Origin of the sequence: Bradyrhizobium sp. 134, assembly GCF_023074155.1 — a bacterium.
Classification (GTDB): domain Bacteria; phylum Pseudomonadota; class Alphaproteobacteria; order Rhizobiales; family Xanthobacteraceae; genus Bradyrhizobium.
Genome location: NZ_JADPKX010000026.1, coordinates 165,364 through 179,469 on the forward strand (window position 1 = coordinate 165,364; position 14,106 = coordinate 179,469).

The window sequence follows — 14,106 nt, forward strand, 5'->3', positions numbered from 1 at the left end:
GTCTACAACGGTTCAGCTTTATGTCTAATTGGGTCCGCGGCTGGTTTGCAATGGCTTGGCTAACGGCCAAGCGGCGGGTGTTCGTAGGGAAATCGGTTCAAATCGGGAAGAATTTTCATTTGGGCATCTTCTCGTACATTAGTGCCGCCCGCCAATTGGTCATTGGCGACAGCGTGTACATTGGTAAATTTTGCTCAATTCAATGCAGCGGCAAGATTGGAAGCGGTGTTCTTATCGCAAACAACGTTGGCATTGTGGGGCGAAGGGACCATGATTTGCATCAGATTGGTGTTTGGATCCGCGATGCGGACTGGATTGGTAGTTCAGGTCGACTAGTCAGTGATCCAAGAAACTGGATCTGCATCGAGGATGACGTGTGGATTGGTTTCGGCGCGACTGTTCTGTCGGGTATCACAGTCGGGCGTGGCGCGATCATTGCGGCAGGGGCCGTCGTGACCACGAGTGTTTCTCCATATGATATCGTTGGAGGTAATCCAGCGCGACCAATCGGCCGCCGTTTCAACGCTAGGGAGATTGAGGTGCACGAACGTGGTCTAGCCAATGGACTTCGTAAATGACATTGCGGGTTGTTTACATATTTCCCATCTCGCATCATTTTCGGCTTCCATTCCATGAGAAGCTGAGAATTGCTTTGAGAGAAAAGCAGATTCAGTACGAAGTTTGCTACAGCAATCCCTTCGGTGAAAATCTTGAGAAGAAGGATACCGTCCAGATCCCTTGGGGACGCAAGGTGCCGCTTCTGAAATTTCGAAATGGTGGGCTTCTACTGCAATTGGCATTTCGGGAAATCGTTACGTGCGATCTTGTTATAGTGCAACAGGAAAATAGGCTTCTGATAAACTATTTATATCAGGTGTTGGGTCTACTTCACTTGAAGCGGGTTGCATTCTTCGGGCATGGGAGGAATTTTCAGGCTGAGAATCCGAACTCTCTAAGTGAAAGGTGGAAGAGATTCTGGGCAACGAAAGTAAGTTGGTGGTTCGCATATACCGAAGGAAGTAAGTCGGTTCTATCGGGTCTGGGATTCCCAGAGTCGCGGATCACTGTTTTTAATAATGCAATCGATACCGACGCGCTCCGGCGCTTTGAACGAGCGATATCGCCGGAGCGGCTAAAAGAGCTTCGAAGTGAGCTTGACTTGCGCGGAAACAATGTAGGGATTTACGTGGGAGGGGTGTATCGCGAGAAGCGTATCGAATTCCTAGTTGAGGCACTTGATATTGTCCGCTCAACAATTCCTGATTTTGAGTTCGTCATAGTGGGAGGAGGGGCCGATTTGGCCGTTGCGCAGGCAGCCGCGGCGACGAGACCTTGGCTCAAGGTTACCGGTCCAAAGTTCGGCGCTGAGAAGGTCGAGCTGATGCTTTTGGCAAGGGTCTTTCTCATGCCTGGACTGGTCGGCCTGGCGGTCTTGGACGCCTATAGCGTCGGATTGCCGGTTGTGACGACTAATTATCCTTATCACAGCCCCGAAATTGCGTATGTCATCGACGGCGTTACCGGGGCTGTTTCGACGCCATGGACCTCGGCTGACTCCTATGCTGCTGCTGTCGTGACGATGTTAAGGAATGATAACTTAGAGGAGATTTCCTCAAGATGCCGAGAGCAAGCTCAGAAGCTTTCGATTGACGGTATGGTCGCCGAATTTGCCAAGGGAGTCGAGCGGGCGCTGGGGAGGGAGGGCCGTGACTCTCGGGAATGTCGCCAAGATCGCGGCAATCGAGTAGTTTGATCTTGAAGGGCGATGCTCTTGTTTCTGTTTGTATTTAAGCTTGCATGAACTGCTTAAGCTTTGGCTGAAGTCGCTTGCGACGATTTCCTCACGCGGGAAATTTGATTATTTTGCGCCGTTTGTTGTCGGTCAGGCAAGTTGGACGGAGGGGCTCTCTTGGCGTTCGCTGACCACGGAAGGGGCTCACACAGCTCGGCCAAGTCTGGAGCTTACGCGACGGCCGAGAATATTGAGTTGAGGGAGGTCGATGAAGATATTGCTAGCTGGTCCGATCGAAACAAGTGCGCTTGAGCCAGTTCTCGGTGACATAGATGGCCTGCCTAAAGGTATGGCTCCAACCCCGGTGGATGTTCTCGCTGTCGAGTACGTTCGTCAGGGGCATGAAGTAAGCGTAGTTACGCTCGATAATAAGATTTTCGAGCGCGTGCGCGTTGTTCGGCCTGGAATTGAAGTCGTTTATCTGCCTCGTCGCACGCGTGCTCGCGATTTAGCGCTTAGCCTCTTTTCGGCAGAAATCGCTGCTCTGAAAGAAGAGTATGCTCGGATAAATCCCGATATCATCCACGCTCATTGGACGTACGAGTTCGCGGAGGCCGCTCTAAGGTCAGGGCGACCTACGTTAGTTACCGGCCACGATTGCGCGTGGGAAACACTTTGGATTGAACGTGATGCTTATAGGTTCTTCCGACTGCTCATGGCATTACGAACGACACCTCGCATCAGGAATTTGTCCGTTGTGGCGCCTTATCTCGCACCCCACACGCGGTATGCCGGCTTCTTGCGTCAGATTCGTGTCGTCCCTAACGGCTTAGATCTTTCGAGGTGGCCCTTTCGAGGGGAAAACCTCCCTACAAGCCCACCGATAATAGCGACGATTGGGAATGGTATGCCTCGCAAGAATGTTCACGCGGCGGTGTCTGCATTCAGATTGATTCAGTCCCGAATTGTAGAGGCCGAACTTCATCTTTTCGGTCCCGGTCTCGATCGTTACGCGCAAGAACGGAATGTCTTTGTTCATGGAAGTATTCCTAACCAAGAACTACGGAATTTCCATATACAGCGCACGACAATCCTACTTCATCCGTCGCTGCAGGAGATATGTCCTGTCACTTTGATAGAAGCGCGCGCGCTTGGGATCCCGGTTGTGGCCGGTCGGTACTCTGGCGGAGTTCCTTACGTCATGGGAAATAGTGAGGTGGGTCTCGTGGATGTTAAAGAGCCGCCAGCTATTGCTGCGACTGTGGAAAAAATTCTATCGGATCAGAACTTGTACAAGCGCCTTTCTCTTCAGGGGCGAAAGGATGTCGAGGATCGATTTGATATACGACAAGTTGCGCGGCAGTACGTGGAGACCTACGATGAACTGTTGTCCCCCTGTTAAACTCGCTTGAGGTTCGCATCCTTCTCGGATGAGCAGCGGGCGGGTTAGTAGGCCCTTCCCTGCGTGAAACCAAGGGTTCCAGTCTGAGCCAATATCTTGAGATCGAGCCAGATGTTCCAGTTGTTGATATACCAGAGGTCTAGTTGCACTCGCTTTTCCATCAGCTCGAGCGCGCGAGTTTCTCCCCGGTAGCCATTGACCTGGGCCCAACCGGTGATGCCAGGCTTAACGTGGTGGCGGAAGGCGTAGTTGCCGATGATCTGCTCGTATTCGGTGTTGTGAGCGGCGGCGTGCGGGCGGGGGCCGACCAGCGACATGTCGCCCTTGAGCACGTTGAACAGCTGCGGCAGCTCGTCGATCGAGGTCTTGCGTAGCCACTTGCCGATTGCGGTGACGCGCGGGTCGTTCTTCTGCGCTTGCACGATTGTCGGCCCGTCCTCAAGCACGCGCATAGTCCGGAATTTGAAGATCTTGAATGCGTGCCCGTTGAAGCCGTTGCGAGTCTGGCGGAAAAGCGCCGGGCCTTTCGAGGTCACCCTGATCAGCAGCGCGGTCACTAGCATCACGGGCGCGAACACCAGTAGTGCAAGGCTCGCGCCGACGAGGTCGAGCGCCCGCTTAAGCGTGCGCTCCTTCCAGGACAAGGGCGCGCGGCGCAGCTCGGCGGTAAAGATGCTGCCGGTGCTCACGAGCGGATAGCGAAGGAACCGCGCGGCGTTGGCGTCTGGCACCAGATGCACCGGGATGGGGAGGATCTTCAGCACATCCAGGATGCTGTCGATTGCGTGCTGCCGGCTCCAGTTCATCAAGAGGAAGACGTGCTCGATACGCTGCTCGCGCGCGTACGTGATCAGCTCCTCGAAGCGCGGCGCCAGCGAGGACAGCAGCAGCGGCGAAGCCAGCTCCTTGGCGGGGATCTCCATCAACCTCATCAGGCGGTAGCCGTGCTGGCCGAGGTCGTCGACCGTGTTAGAGGAGGTGGCAAGGCCGAACTCGGCGATCATGATCGCCCGGCCGTTGGCGAAGGCGCCGGTGCGAAGCCCGTGCGCGGTGAAGCGCGCGGCCGCGATCTTCCAGGCCAGCAGTACGGTGAGGCCCGTGAGGTAGAACGAGATCGTGGTGCCGCGCGAGAACTCGTCGCTGACCTTCATCGTGAAGGCGATTGCCAGCAGCGCGCCGAATAGGCCAGTCCACGTTGCTAGCGTCGCGCGGAACGTGCGGGGGAGATCCGCCACGGCCTTGAGGCGATAGCCCTGCTGCACGATCGTCAGCAGGACGAAGTTGATGGCCACCAGCACGCTCGCCACCGTATAGATGTCGGTCTTGCCGAGCCTGCCGGCGGCTGCGAGGTGATAGCCGACCGCGCAGCCGATCCCGCTTATCACGATCAGCGCCGCATCGACCACTGCCACCGACCTTTCCACAACTGAAGGTCGTAACCAGCTCCGCGCAAACCCTGTCGCTGCGGCTGCGATCGGCTCGACCATACGAATTTCTGCAGCCGAATCAGAATCCGGAACGCGCACCGGTCGAGTGGAAAAAAATGTCATCCTGCCAAACCCATCGGACGCAAAATCCTTACCCCGAATAATCCGTGCTATCGGTCCAAATCGCTATTAAAAGAAGGCGAAGGAAAAATTAACCTTAGCCCACAAGCTGCATTGTAGTCCATCTCGCCTCGACTGAATGTTAAATTTGACAACCCGTTAGGAAGATCTCGTTGCCTCGAACCCAGTCCCGGCGGACCCGGCCGAGCGGAAAGCGCTACCTCGCCATTGGCCTTGCTGCTGTGGCCCTGGTCGGAACCGTGCTTCTCCTTCTTCGCCCCGAAGCAACTCCCGTACGAGCCCCGACGGCCTCGAGCGCAACGGTCAAGCTCCTCTTGGACGGGCCATATGGCGCGCGCTTTGCCGGCGAGCTCGCCGCATCGAAGCAGGGTTATTTTACTGCCCGCATAGAGCTGGTCGCTCAACCCGAACCGGACTTCGTCCAGACCGTTGCACGTCAACATGCCATCGGCGTGACCAGCGGCCAAAAGTTCCTGCTGGCGACCTGGCGCGGCGTTCCCGTCACGGCCTTCGCGGCCAGCTTTCTCGATACCTCGGTCGCAATTTTTGCTCTCGAAAGCTCGGGTCTCCGGCGGCCACCTGATCTGGTCGGAAAACGGATCGGTTACCGCGCGGCGAGTGAGGGCGATGTCGTGTTCGATGCCACGATGGCGCAGCTCGGACTGCCTCGAAGCCAGATCACCAAGGTGCCCGACGGCGACAGTTTCGAGGCTCTCAGGGCCGGGAAGGTGGATGCAATCATCGCCGCAATCGACGAGCAACCAGATCCCGCCAGTTCGAATAGCATGAAGCTGAATGTCATCAAGCCGCAAGACTACGGTCTCCATGTTCCTGGCTTAGTCTACTTCGCGAGCGATACTCTCATTCATGAACAGCCATCCATGATCGCCGACGTCCTTCAGGGCCTCATTCGAGGATGGCAATTCACCTACGCTGACTATGCACGGAGCGTGCCTGTTCTCGCTGGTACCGGACCGGCCAGTCTGAATCCCCAGCGCCTGAAATTCGAACTGCAGCTGCTGCGCCCGCTGGTGATGCCGACGGGCGGTCGTATCGGCGACTACGACGGAAGCCGCTGGCGGATGCTTCGGGACATCCTCCTCTTCGCTAAGCTCGGCGAGGAAGACGTGCCGTTGGCTCAAACGGTCAACTACCAGTTCCTTCGGGACGTGTACCGCCGTTCACCCGATCTCGCCGCTCCAGGCGCCTGGAGTGACGAGAAATAGGACCAAGAAGCCACACTCGTGCGCCATGTCGTCCCAAAAACCCCGCAGCCGCCCAGCATGAGTTGCATTTCCGCCGGTGGCCTTGATAAGCTTCGGTTCACTATTTGGGCTAGTCGCGGATTAGCTTACGCATCGTGACGTTGGGCGGCTACGGTCTGGCAAGCGCGAGTCGGGATCAAATCCGCAGGGGCAAGGAGCTTTTTGGGATGTTTAAGACGTTGATGCGAGCGGGCTTTTTGGCCGCAACTGTTACCTTGTGCGCAGCGAGCGCCGCGATGCAGATGCCCGCACCTGCGGCCTTGCTCATGGGTGAGGGCCAGGTAGCGCCTATTACCTTCTGGGCGCAGCCCTATCCTTATCGGTATGCGCCGTCGCGCCGTTGCCCATTGGTGCGGGTCGAGACACCCTATGGCTGGTATATGGATCGGGTTTGCGCGCCTCTCGGTCCTGTCCTGCGCCGGGCGTACTGAGGTTGAGCTAACCGGCGGCGTCTGCCGCTTTTTCCAACAATGTCTAAAGGCAGCCGCACAGCTCATGCGGCTGCCTTGCTTGTTTTTGTTTCATTGTGTGCTGACCTTTTGTGCGCGCAGCGCAGGTTCACCATGAATATCTTTGTGAGATCAGACAGGCTGTCGCATGGTGAAGATTGTGTTACCAGTTTGGCGGGGCTGCATCGGCAGCATGATTGCATAGTGCGGTAGGCCGCCGGGTGATCCGGCCAAACGGATGCTGGTAGAGGATACGATGACAGGGGTTTCAACCTACGATCTCACGGGCAAAAGTGTCTTCGTTGCGGGTCACCGCGGCATGGTCGGATCAGCTGTCGTCCGCAGGCTTGCATCAGAGAACTGCACTGTGCTGACGGCCGACCGGCGTGAGCTCGACCTCACTAAGGAAGAGCCCACGCTGAAATGGCTCGAGGCCAATCGTCCAGAGGTTGTTATCCACGCTGCGGCAAAAGTTGGCGGTATCGCAGCCAACAACAATTTCCCGGTCGACTTTCTCTGCGACAACCTCGCGCTGGAATTGAGCGTGATCCGCGCAAGTCACATGGTTGGTGTGCAACGCCTGTTGTTCCTCGGCTCGTCCTGCATCTATCCTAAACATGCCAAGCAGCCGATCGCCGAAAGCGAATTGTTGAGCGGTCCCCTGGAGCCGACCAATGAGTGGTATGCAATCGCCAAGATTGCCGGGCTCAAGATGTGCCAGGCCTTTCGTCGACAGTATGGAGATGACTTCATCTCGGTGATGCCGACCAATCTCTACGGCCGCGGCGATAATTATCATCCGGATCATAGCCATGTTCCGGCCGCTCTGATCCGGCGCTTCCACGAAGCCAAGATCGCAAAAGCACCCAGTGTCTCCGTATGGGGCACCGGTGCGCCTCTGCGTGAATTTCTCAACGTCGAAGACTTTGCGGATGCGTGCGTTTTTCTTCTGAAGAACTATTCGAGTGACCTGCCGATAAACGTCGGTAGCGGAGACGAGTTGTCGATCGCAGACTTCGCAGCGACTGTAGCTGATGTTCTCGGCTACGAAGGTGATTTGATTTTCGATGCGTCCAAGCCTGACGGTACGCCGCGCAAGCTGCTCGATAGCTCCCGAATTCGTGCGCTGGGTTGGCGCGCAAACATGCCGTTGCGGGCGGGCCTTGCCGTCGCATATGAGGATTTTTTGAAGGGGCACGGTCGTTACCTAGAGGTCCGTGCGGCTACTTGAGTTTCCGAACTTCAGTGACTGTTCAAGGCTGGTAGTGCTTGCTCTGCGCCAACCGGAGATCTTACTTGAAATTTGGCCTACAATGCACGTCAAGGTATTTGAAGACGTGGTTTTGATCGCTATATGCAGTGATGTGAGTGGACGCATTTTGGTCAGAAGTCACGCATTAGCGTGCGTTGCTGAAGCATGCCAGAATCGAGTTGGCCTCAAGATTTCCTGCCGTTCAAATAGGAAGCGTTATACCCGAGTGCGATCGATTGCTTCGCCTTCAGACCTTGATCTGGGCGACATCGCTGCCGCACCAGATCCAGGATTTGTCCACCATCACTCGTGGCGTGGGAAATATCTAAAGCCGTGCTGCTTGATGAGCTCATCTCGTTTTGCCGACTCAAGATCTTCCTTCATCATCTCGCGAACGAGACTCTCGAAAGAAGTTTGGGGTTGCCAACCAAGCTTCTCTTTCGCCTTTGAGGGGTCGCCAAGCAAGGTCGCAACCTCTGTTGGTCGGAAATAGCGTGGATCGACCGACACCACACATTTTCCGTTCGCAATATTGTAGCCCTTCTCGTCAATGCCGGCCCCCTCCCACCGGATCTTCATGCCGACTTCGCTCGCCGCCACATTGACGAAGTCTCGTACTGAATGTTGAACGCCGGTGGCGATGACGAAATCTTCCGGATTTTCTTGTTGCAGCATCAGCCACTGCATCTCGACGTAGTCACGGGCGTGTCCCCAATCGCGCAACGCCTCGAGATTACCAAGATAGAGCCGCTCTTGCAGGCCTAAATGGATACGCGCCAAGGCTCGCGTGATCTTTCGGGTCACAAAGGTCTCGCCGCGGACAGGAGATTCGTGGTTAAACAGAATGCCGTTGCAGGCATACATCCCGTAAGCTTCGCGGTAGTTGACCGTGATCCAATAGGCATAGAGCTTGGCGACCGCATATGGTGAGCGCGGATAAAAAGGCGTGGTCTCCTTTTGGGGGATCTCCTGAACCAAACCGTAGAGTTCAGACGTTGAGGCTTGGTAGAAGCGCGCCTTCCTTTCCAAGCCTGTAATGCGCATCGCCTCTAGGATGCGCAATGTGCCAAGGCCGTCGGAATTCGCCGTGTACTCGGGTTCCTCGAACGAAACCGCAACATGGCTCTGCGCCGCGAGATTGTAGATCTCGTCTGGCTGCACTTGGCCAACGATCCGGATCAGGCTCGAGGAATCCGTCAGATCGCCATAGTGGAGTCGGAAGGGCGGATTGGGCTCGTGCGGATCGAGATAAAGATGATCGATGCGATCGGTGTTGAAGAGCGAGGTCCGGCGTTTGATGCCGTGGACCTCGTATCCCTTCTGCAAGAGAAGTTCGGCCAAGTAAGCGCCGTCCTGGCCGGTGACGCCCGTGATTAGTGCTCGCTTCTTTGTCATAGCAATCCCAAAAATGAAGACTTGTGCTTACACGAAATTGACCCCGTCAGGGAGAGTGAAATCGAGCAAAAATCAAGCCTAGATTAACGGCCTATTCGGTCCATCGGGATGCTCTGGAATCCTCTTTATGGTTACTCTGAGCGTGCTTGCCAACGAGGAGGAATACTCGCCAGGCATACTTGAAACGCTGTTAGAAAACGCCAACTTCGCGCGTCCAATACTGGGGATCAGTTCCCGATTCCGCCCGCAGGAGGACGTATCGGCCTAATGCATCCGCGAGTGGCGTGACCACCGGGCTCAAATTATCGAGTACAAGGACCGCTCTTCCCTCGCGCACGAGCAGTACAAGGTGGTGCTCTCCAGTTGCTCGGATTACGACTTCAGCGAGAAGAAGCACCGAACTAGGCCAACCGGATCGAAGTAATAAATGGCGCTTGGTAACGGCATAGTCGCCGCAGTTGCCGTCATAAGGGAATATCTGCCATTCCACGTCATTTCGACTTGCGGCCTGATCCTTTGGCACTATGGCAAAATTCACTGTCGAGTTAGTCTCAGCGAGCTCTCGCCACCGTTGAATCGAGGAGCGGAAGTCTCGAATTCTGCGGTCGTCATGATGCTGGCAGTCCTCAGGATATTGGATGCAGAACAGTGAGAATGAAAGCGGCGGAGCCACTGCTTGAGGCTCGTAGCTTGAATAGGCTGGCTGGCTGCAAATGCAGTAAATTGTGGCCAGCATGCGTAGAGCATGTCTGATCATTGAAATTCGTTCGGTCATGCCTGATTGCTGGTCGAACTATATTGCGTTGCAATGGAGATGCTATGACAATTGTGAGGCATTCATGCTTAATTGTGAAGCACTGATGACGGTGAGGAAATGACGCTCCCCTTGGATGGTTTCGCTAACTCGTCCGGCGAAGAGCGACGGTGATGTTGTGAACGTTAGTTTCGAGGAGAATGTTCTCCCGCCGAGAAAGCGCTAGAACCGCAGAGCTTGCGAGTTTCAATCAACCGAAAAGCGGCCTCGCAATGCTCGTTGGATGATCGGAGTGGGCTATTTGGACCCGTGATGAGGGTCTGCTTTACGGGTTTCAATCACAACGTCACGTGCGCCGACACGAGAAAAAAATCGGAGCGCGGCATAGGGCAAAATGGACGCTTTCGAACGCGTTGCGCGCAAGCAAAAACCGCCTCTCGGTCATGATACCGGCGGCCTTCAAGCAGGGAGCCCCGAAGTAAGCGGCGACACAACGTGAGTAAGGCGATGGCGCTCCTCTCGTCAGTCTGCGATCTGAGTCGGTGGACCTTCGATCGAACGGAAGCGGGCGAGCCTCAACAACTGAGGCGCCGCGGGAAAGTCGAAAAAAGTCCGGGTTTCACGATTAAAACGAGCTCCTACGAGGCGCCACAATTGCGTTATTTTTTATTTGATTTGGTGCATTTAATGTGATTTATTTATTAAATATTATAATGATCCCGAGGCCCGGCGCTGGGAGGCAATCATGGCTATTTTCGTTGTTGTCGGAAGCATGATCTTAGGGGCGGCACTCTTCGTGTTCCTCAGTAACGTTTATCTCGAGATAGCATGTAAGCGTGCCCGAGAACGACGCCAGCAGGCGAAATTAAGCGCCGGGACCGCGCTTAATCAGCCGATGGAGGCGCACGAGAAAGGTGACAATTCCAAAGGTCACGAAAATATCTTTGATTTCGTCGCGCATATCCGCGCCCATTGATGTTGATCCGGCCTGTGCTCGAAAGGTCCAGTTAAGCAATTGTCTAGCTTCAGTGATACCAAACTCAGATCCTGGTGCCGCCCGCGTACAGCTGCCCCGTGTGCAAGTTGAGATCTCATTTTCTGTCATGAACGCGCAGTACACACGAACTACCGAGCTGCGCCAGCAAGAGCGGTGACATGGGATTACTTCCGCTGGTAAAAACTGGGCTTTGGATAGCCGCCTGAGGATCGTAACAGTATCTCGCAGGCAACCAACGTCAAAGATGACGTGATCCAAATCTATTGACAGCTCGACAACTTCAGAAATGCTCCTCGCTCAGCGCAGCCGGCGGCTTAGCCGTTTGCTCAGCTTCCCTTAACTTTCGGTAGATCTCAGCACGTTCCAAGTTGATGATCGGTCCTATTTAAGGCGCCCTCACGGACTTTTGCGACGCAGTGGGAGCAAGGTCCGCCATATTCGAACGCCGCAGATTGCCAATCTCCTTCAGCAGCATAAGGCGTCGAAGCTGTGCTCCGTTCAGGAGCGATTCAAACAGCACGAGGATCTCGCGCGCTTGAACATAGACTTCCATGCTGATCGCATGTTGATCGAAGCCGTACGATCGAAGACGGGCTTCGATATCGCTCGCAGCAGAAGCATCCAGTTGCCAATCCAGCGCGTTATAGATGGTGTAAGTTTCGGCTGTATCCTGGAATTCCGGGGCGATGCCCACCACGTCGATGCGGCGAAGCGTTATCTCGATCGCCTTGTGGCGATAGGTACTCAGCAGCCTATACCGCAGCAAGCGGTAGCGTTGCATCTCCCAGGAGAGTTCCGCGATGTCGATGGCGAGCAGCCATTCGATGGCAGACTGAGGATCGAGATCATGGAAGATAACGGCTTGAAGAGCGTGATATTGGTCGATGTTCTCTCCGGGTAGAAGCTGAGGCGGTGGACACAGGACCTCGAACTCAGAGGGCAAGACGCTCGCCGGCTGTGCCGTAGGTAGGCTGAGAGGACCATTCATTGACCTCGCGCCTCCGATCCCGGAAGTGAGGTCGTTGCAGCGACGTTCGCTCCATTTGAAAGCTGGACGGGACTGGCATCCCATAGTTCTTTCGCAATGTGCAATGGTGATATTTGCAGATTGGTCCACCAGGCTCTTTCGTCTCCGTGCCGGTGCAGGGATAGGTGATGAGATCGGCACAGCGGCACGGTGAACTCATCGCTGACTTTTCGTCCCAGGGTCCTCGGTTGAGCGAATTTCAAGTGATGCGCATCAACGGGGGTCTTCTGGCAGACCAGACAACGCTGGCTCCGAACGAAGGCGAGGTGATCCTTGCTCCGTCTCCGAGGCGGCTCTTTCGGGAAGGCGAGGCCGACCTCTGCTCCGGACGAAGCGTTGGCGGGCCCCTCAACGTCGCTCTCTCTGACCGCGACCACAAACTGTTGGTCTGCTATATCGAGATCGGGAAGGGCGGCTTCCTCGAGCCTCTTCTGGTAGGCGGCCTCGAGAACGCGGGCGTCCCCCTCCAGAAGAGTGTTCTTGAGCGGGAGGCTGATCTTGGCCCAGGCGAGCAGGTCCTCGCCGCCTTCCCGCGCGGCAAGCTCGCCCAAAAGCCGATCCAACAGCTCAGCGGAGCGGTCAGGCGGCAGAAGGGGAGAACGGTTCAGAACGCCTTTGAGCGGCTTTACCTTTGGTGCTGGTGCGATCTGCAGCTCGACCGCAGTAGGAGACCCTGTCATGAGGTCCGGAGCGTCCAGATCGTCCTCCCCGGCAATTCCGACAAGGGCAAACAGGGCATAGCGACGGGCGTAGGTTAGCGCCGCTCCCATCCGGTGCGGCGCTTCGACCTCTTTGGAGGCGCAGACCGGAAGGTCCGAGGAGATCCATTCTCCGGAAGCGTGGGCCAGCAGGGTGGTGAGGTGAATCTGCCCGGTTGGCTGTTCGATCCGGGTGGTCTGGATCGTGGCGATCTCCTGTTGGCTCAGCGTTTTGCGGACGATGTCCAGACCAGAGGCCAAAGAGGCGTAGCGGAACGTCCGGTCTTCCTCGCGCGGGAAGGGCGACCTGATGACGGCCGTCAAAGTCTTCTCCGGATTCATCAGTTCGGCTTGGGCTCGGGCGAGGGCGGCCGCGATGGTCCCGATGTGCTCACTGGACTGGTGCATGGGAGACCTCCGACGCTTGAGCTTCGAAGCTGATCGCGCCCGACTTGGAACGCTTGGCTTTGATGCCGTGGCCGGTCGCCTCCTTGGCATCCTCCGGCATCAGCTTTTTCAGATCCGCTTTGGCCGTCTCGTGCTCGCCGTGGGCCTCTCGCGTCCGCAGGTAGATCGCCGCTAGTTCAGCCCATTGGTTCGAGGTCGACATATCGACGACCTTCACCGCTTCGAGTCTGGGGCGGGGCGTTTCGATATTGAAGAGGATGGGTGGCTCGCCGCTTTGGACGCAGCGCCAGAACTTCTTTTCGGCCGTGAGCAGGAGATGCTGATAGAGCGGATCAGCGTGAATCTTGATCTCGACCCATTTGCCGCCACCAGTGATGATCGAGAGAACCGCGCTGCGGGACGCGGTGACCCACATGTTGTGCTGCAGCTGGGCCATGTGCTTCTCGGCCGCGGCTTCCTCCGTGAAGGCCCACGGCAGCATGAACTTGGCTTCGAAGACGGCACCGGTCTGCTCGACCGTCCCGTCCAACGTTGCGGCCATCCATTTGTGGATGGGATGACGAACCCGTTTCTGGATGTCCTTCACCGTGTGTCCGCTCGTGCGCTGGTACCAGGCCCGGTTCAAGACCTCTGTCACTGTCCCGAGCTGTACGATCAAATTGTCTGCGAGGTCCTGCGGCTCCGCTTCCCCGCGCTTTTCTCGCCAAAGTCGGATCAGGCTCTCTTGATCATCCCCCATGATGATGCGGGCGTCCGAGCCGCCGATGAAATGGCGCCGGTCGTTCGGGTTGAACCTGATGATTTGATGTTGTGGGTCGGCCCGGCCTTCACTCTGTACGCTACGCACCTGTATCTCCCTTCAAGAACAGCGGCGCTCTTCGCCGCACTGCCTGAAGCCCCGCGTTCGCGAGGTGAGATACCGGTGCTGCCATCGCGCCCGGCCGACTCAGTAACGCTCCAATCGCAGGGGAATGCCAGTCGTTTCTGCAGCAATCTTGTTGCTCATATTGCAATTAGATCAGCGGAGATTGGCGGCCCTTAATTCTCCATCGCAAACTGACAAATCGAAGCCAAATAACGGGAGTCAGCGAAACGTGCGGTGGTCTGGCTCAGTTCAGTGAGGTTTCGATATCTTCACGTTTCGATATCTTCACCTTGG

General features: G+C 56.2%; 12 protein-coding genes. 6 read left to right on the top strand and 6 right to left on the bottom strand.

What is annotated here, in order from left to right; translation table 11 throughout:
* Window positions 1-20: 20 nt before the first annotated feature.
* The 3 genes from IVA75_RS09020 to IVA75_RS09030 all read left to right on the top strand — a co-directional run bounded on the left by IVA75_RS09020 (window position 21) and on the right by IVA75_RS09030 (window position 3,134).
* Entirely contained in the window at window positions 21-578 is a 558-nt protein-coding gene (locus tag IVA75_RS09020; protein WP_247282687.1) for a DapH/DapD/GlmU-related protein, read from the top strand.
* Window positions 575-1,753: a glycosyltransferase gene (locus IVA75_RS09025; RefSeq protein ID WP_247282688.1), complete on the top strand. Its 1,179-nt coding sequence runs from the start codon at window positions 575-577 to the stop codon at window positions 1,751-1,753. The genes IVA75_RS09020 and IVA75_RS09025 overlap by 4 nt, the downstream gene beginning before the upstream one ends.
* A 247-nt stretch (window positions 1,754-2,000) precedes the next feature.
* A complete protein-coding gene (locus tag IVA75_RS09030) occupies window positions 2,001-3,134 on the top strand; it encodes a glycosyltransferase family 4 protein (RefSeq protein WP_247282689.1) in 1,134 nt (377 codons plus the stop codon).
* Window positions 3,135-3,178: 44 nt separating this feature from the next.
* On the opposite strand, the gene IVA75_RS09035 is transcribed toward IVA75_RS09030, so the two are convergent.
* The gene (locus IVA75_RS09035; RefSeq protein ID WP_247282690.1) at window positions 3,179-4,621 is read right to left on the bottom strand and encodes an undecaprenyl-phosphate glucose phosphotransferase; all 1,443 of its coding nucleotides are present in this window, start codon (window positions 4,619-4,621) and stop codon (window positions 3,179-3,181) included.
* Window positions 4,622-4,854: 233 nt separating this feature from the next.
* Between IVA75_RS09035 and IVA75_RS09040 the strand changes: the two genes are divergently transcribed.
* Window positions 4,855-5,928: an ABC transporter substrate-binding protein gene (locus tag IVA75_RS09040; RefSeq protein WP_247282691.1), complete on the top strand. Its 1,074-nt coding sequence runs from the start codon at window positions 4,855-4,857 to the stop codon at window positions 5,926-5,928.
* A 744-nt stretch (window positions 5,929-6,672) separates the two neighbouring features.
* Entirely contained in the window at window positions 6,673-7,647 is a 975-nt protein-coding gene (locus tag IVA75_RS09045) for a GDP-L-fucose synthase (protein WP_247282692.1), read from the top strand.
* 324 nt (window positions 7,648-7,971) lie between these two features.
* On the opposite strand, the gene gmd is transcribed toward IVA75_RS09045, so the two are convergent.
* Together gmd and IVA75_RS09055 are read right to left on the bottom strand one after the other, a co-directional pair.
* Window positions 7,972-9,063 (bottom strand): GDP-mannose 4,6-dehydratase, encoded by a 1,092-nt coding sequence (gene gmd, locus IVA75_RS09050; RefSeq protein ID WP_247282693.1) that lies wholly within the window; start codon window positions 9,061-9,063, stop codon window positions 7,972-7,974.
* Window positions 9,064-9,253: 190 nt separating this feature from the next.
* Entirely contained in the window at window positions 9,254-9,838 is a 585-nt protein-coding gene (locus IVA75_RS09055) for a transglutaminase-like cysteine peptidase (RefSeq protein ID WP_346658418.1), read from the bottom strand.
* Window positions 9,839-10,562: 724 nt separating this feature from the next.
* Between IVA75_RS09055 and IVA75_RS09060 the strand changes: the two genes are divergently transcribed.
* Window positions 10,563-10,793, top strand: coding sequence for a hypothetical protein (locus IVA75_RS09060; protein ID WP_247282694.1), 231 nt, complete (start codon window positions 10,563-10,565; stop codon window positions 10,791-10,793).
* A 406-nt stretch (window positions 10,794-11,199) separates the two neighbouring features.
* On the opposite strand, the gene IVA75_RS09065 is transcribed toward IVA75_RS09060, so the two are convergent.
* The 3 genes from IVA75_RS09065 to IVA75_RS09075 are packed head-to-tail and all read right to left on the bottom strand — an operon-like array spanning window position 11,200 to window position 13,794.
* Window positions 11,200-11,757 (bottom strand): hypothetical protein, encoded by a 558-nt coding sequence (locus IVA75_RS09065; RefSeq protein WP_247282695.1) that lies wholly within the window; start codon window positions 11,755-11,757, stop codon window positions 11,200-11,202.
* 41 nt (window positions 11,758-11,798) lie between these two features.
* Entirely contained in the window at window positions 11,799-12,947 is a 1,149-nt protein-coding gene (locus tag IVA75_RS09070; protein WP_247282696.1) for an ERF family protein, read from the bottom strand.
* Window positions 12,931-13,794, bottom strand: coding sequence for a YqaJ viral recombinase family protein (locus IVA75_RS09075; protein ID WP_247282697.1), 864 nt, complete (start codon window positions 13,792-13,794; stop codon window positions 12,931-12,933). Before IVA75_RS09075 ends, IVA75_RS09070 begins: the two co-directional genes overlap by 17 nt.
* Window positions 13,795-14,106 lie beyond the last annotated feature (312 nt).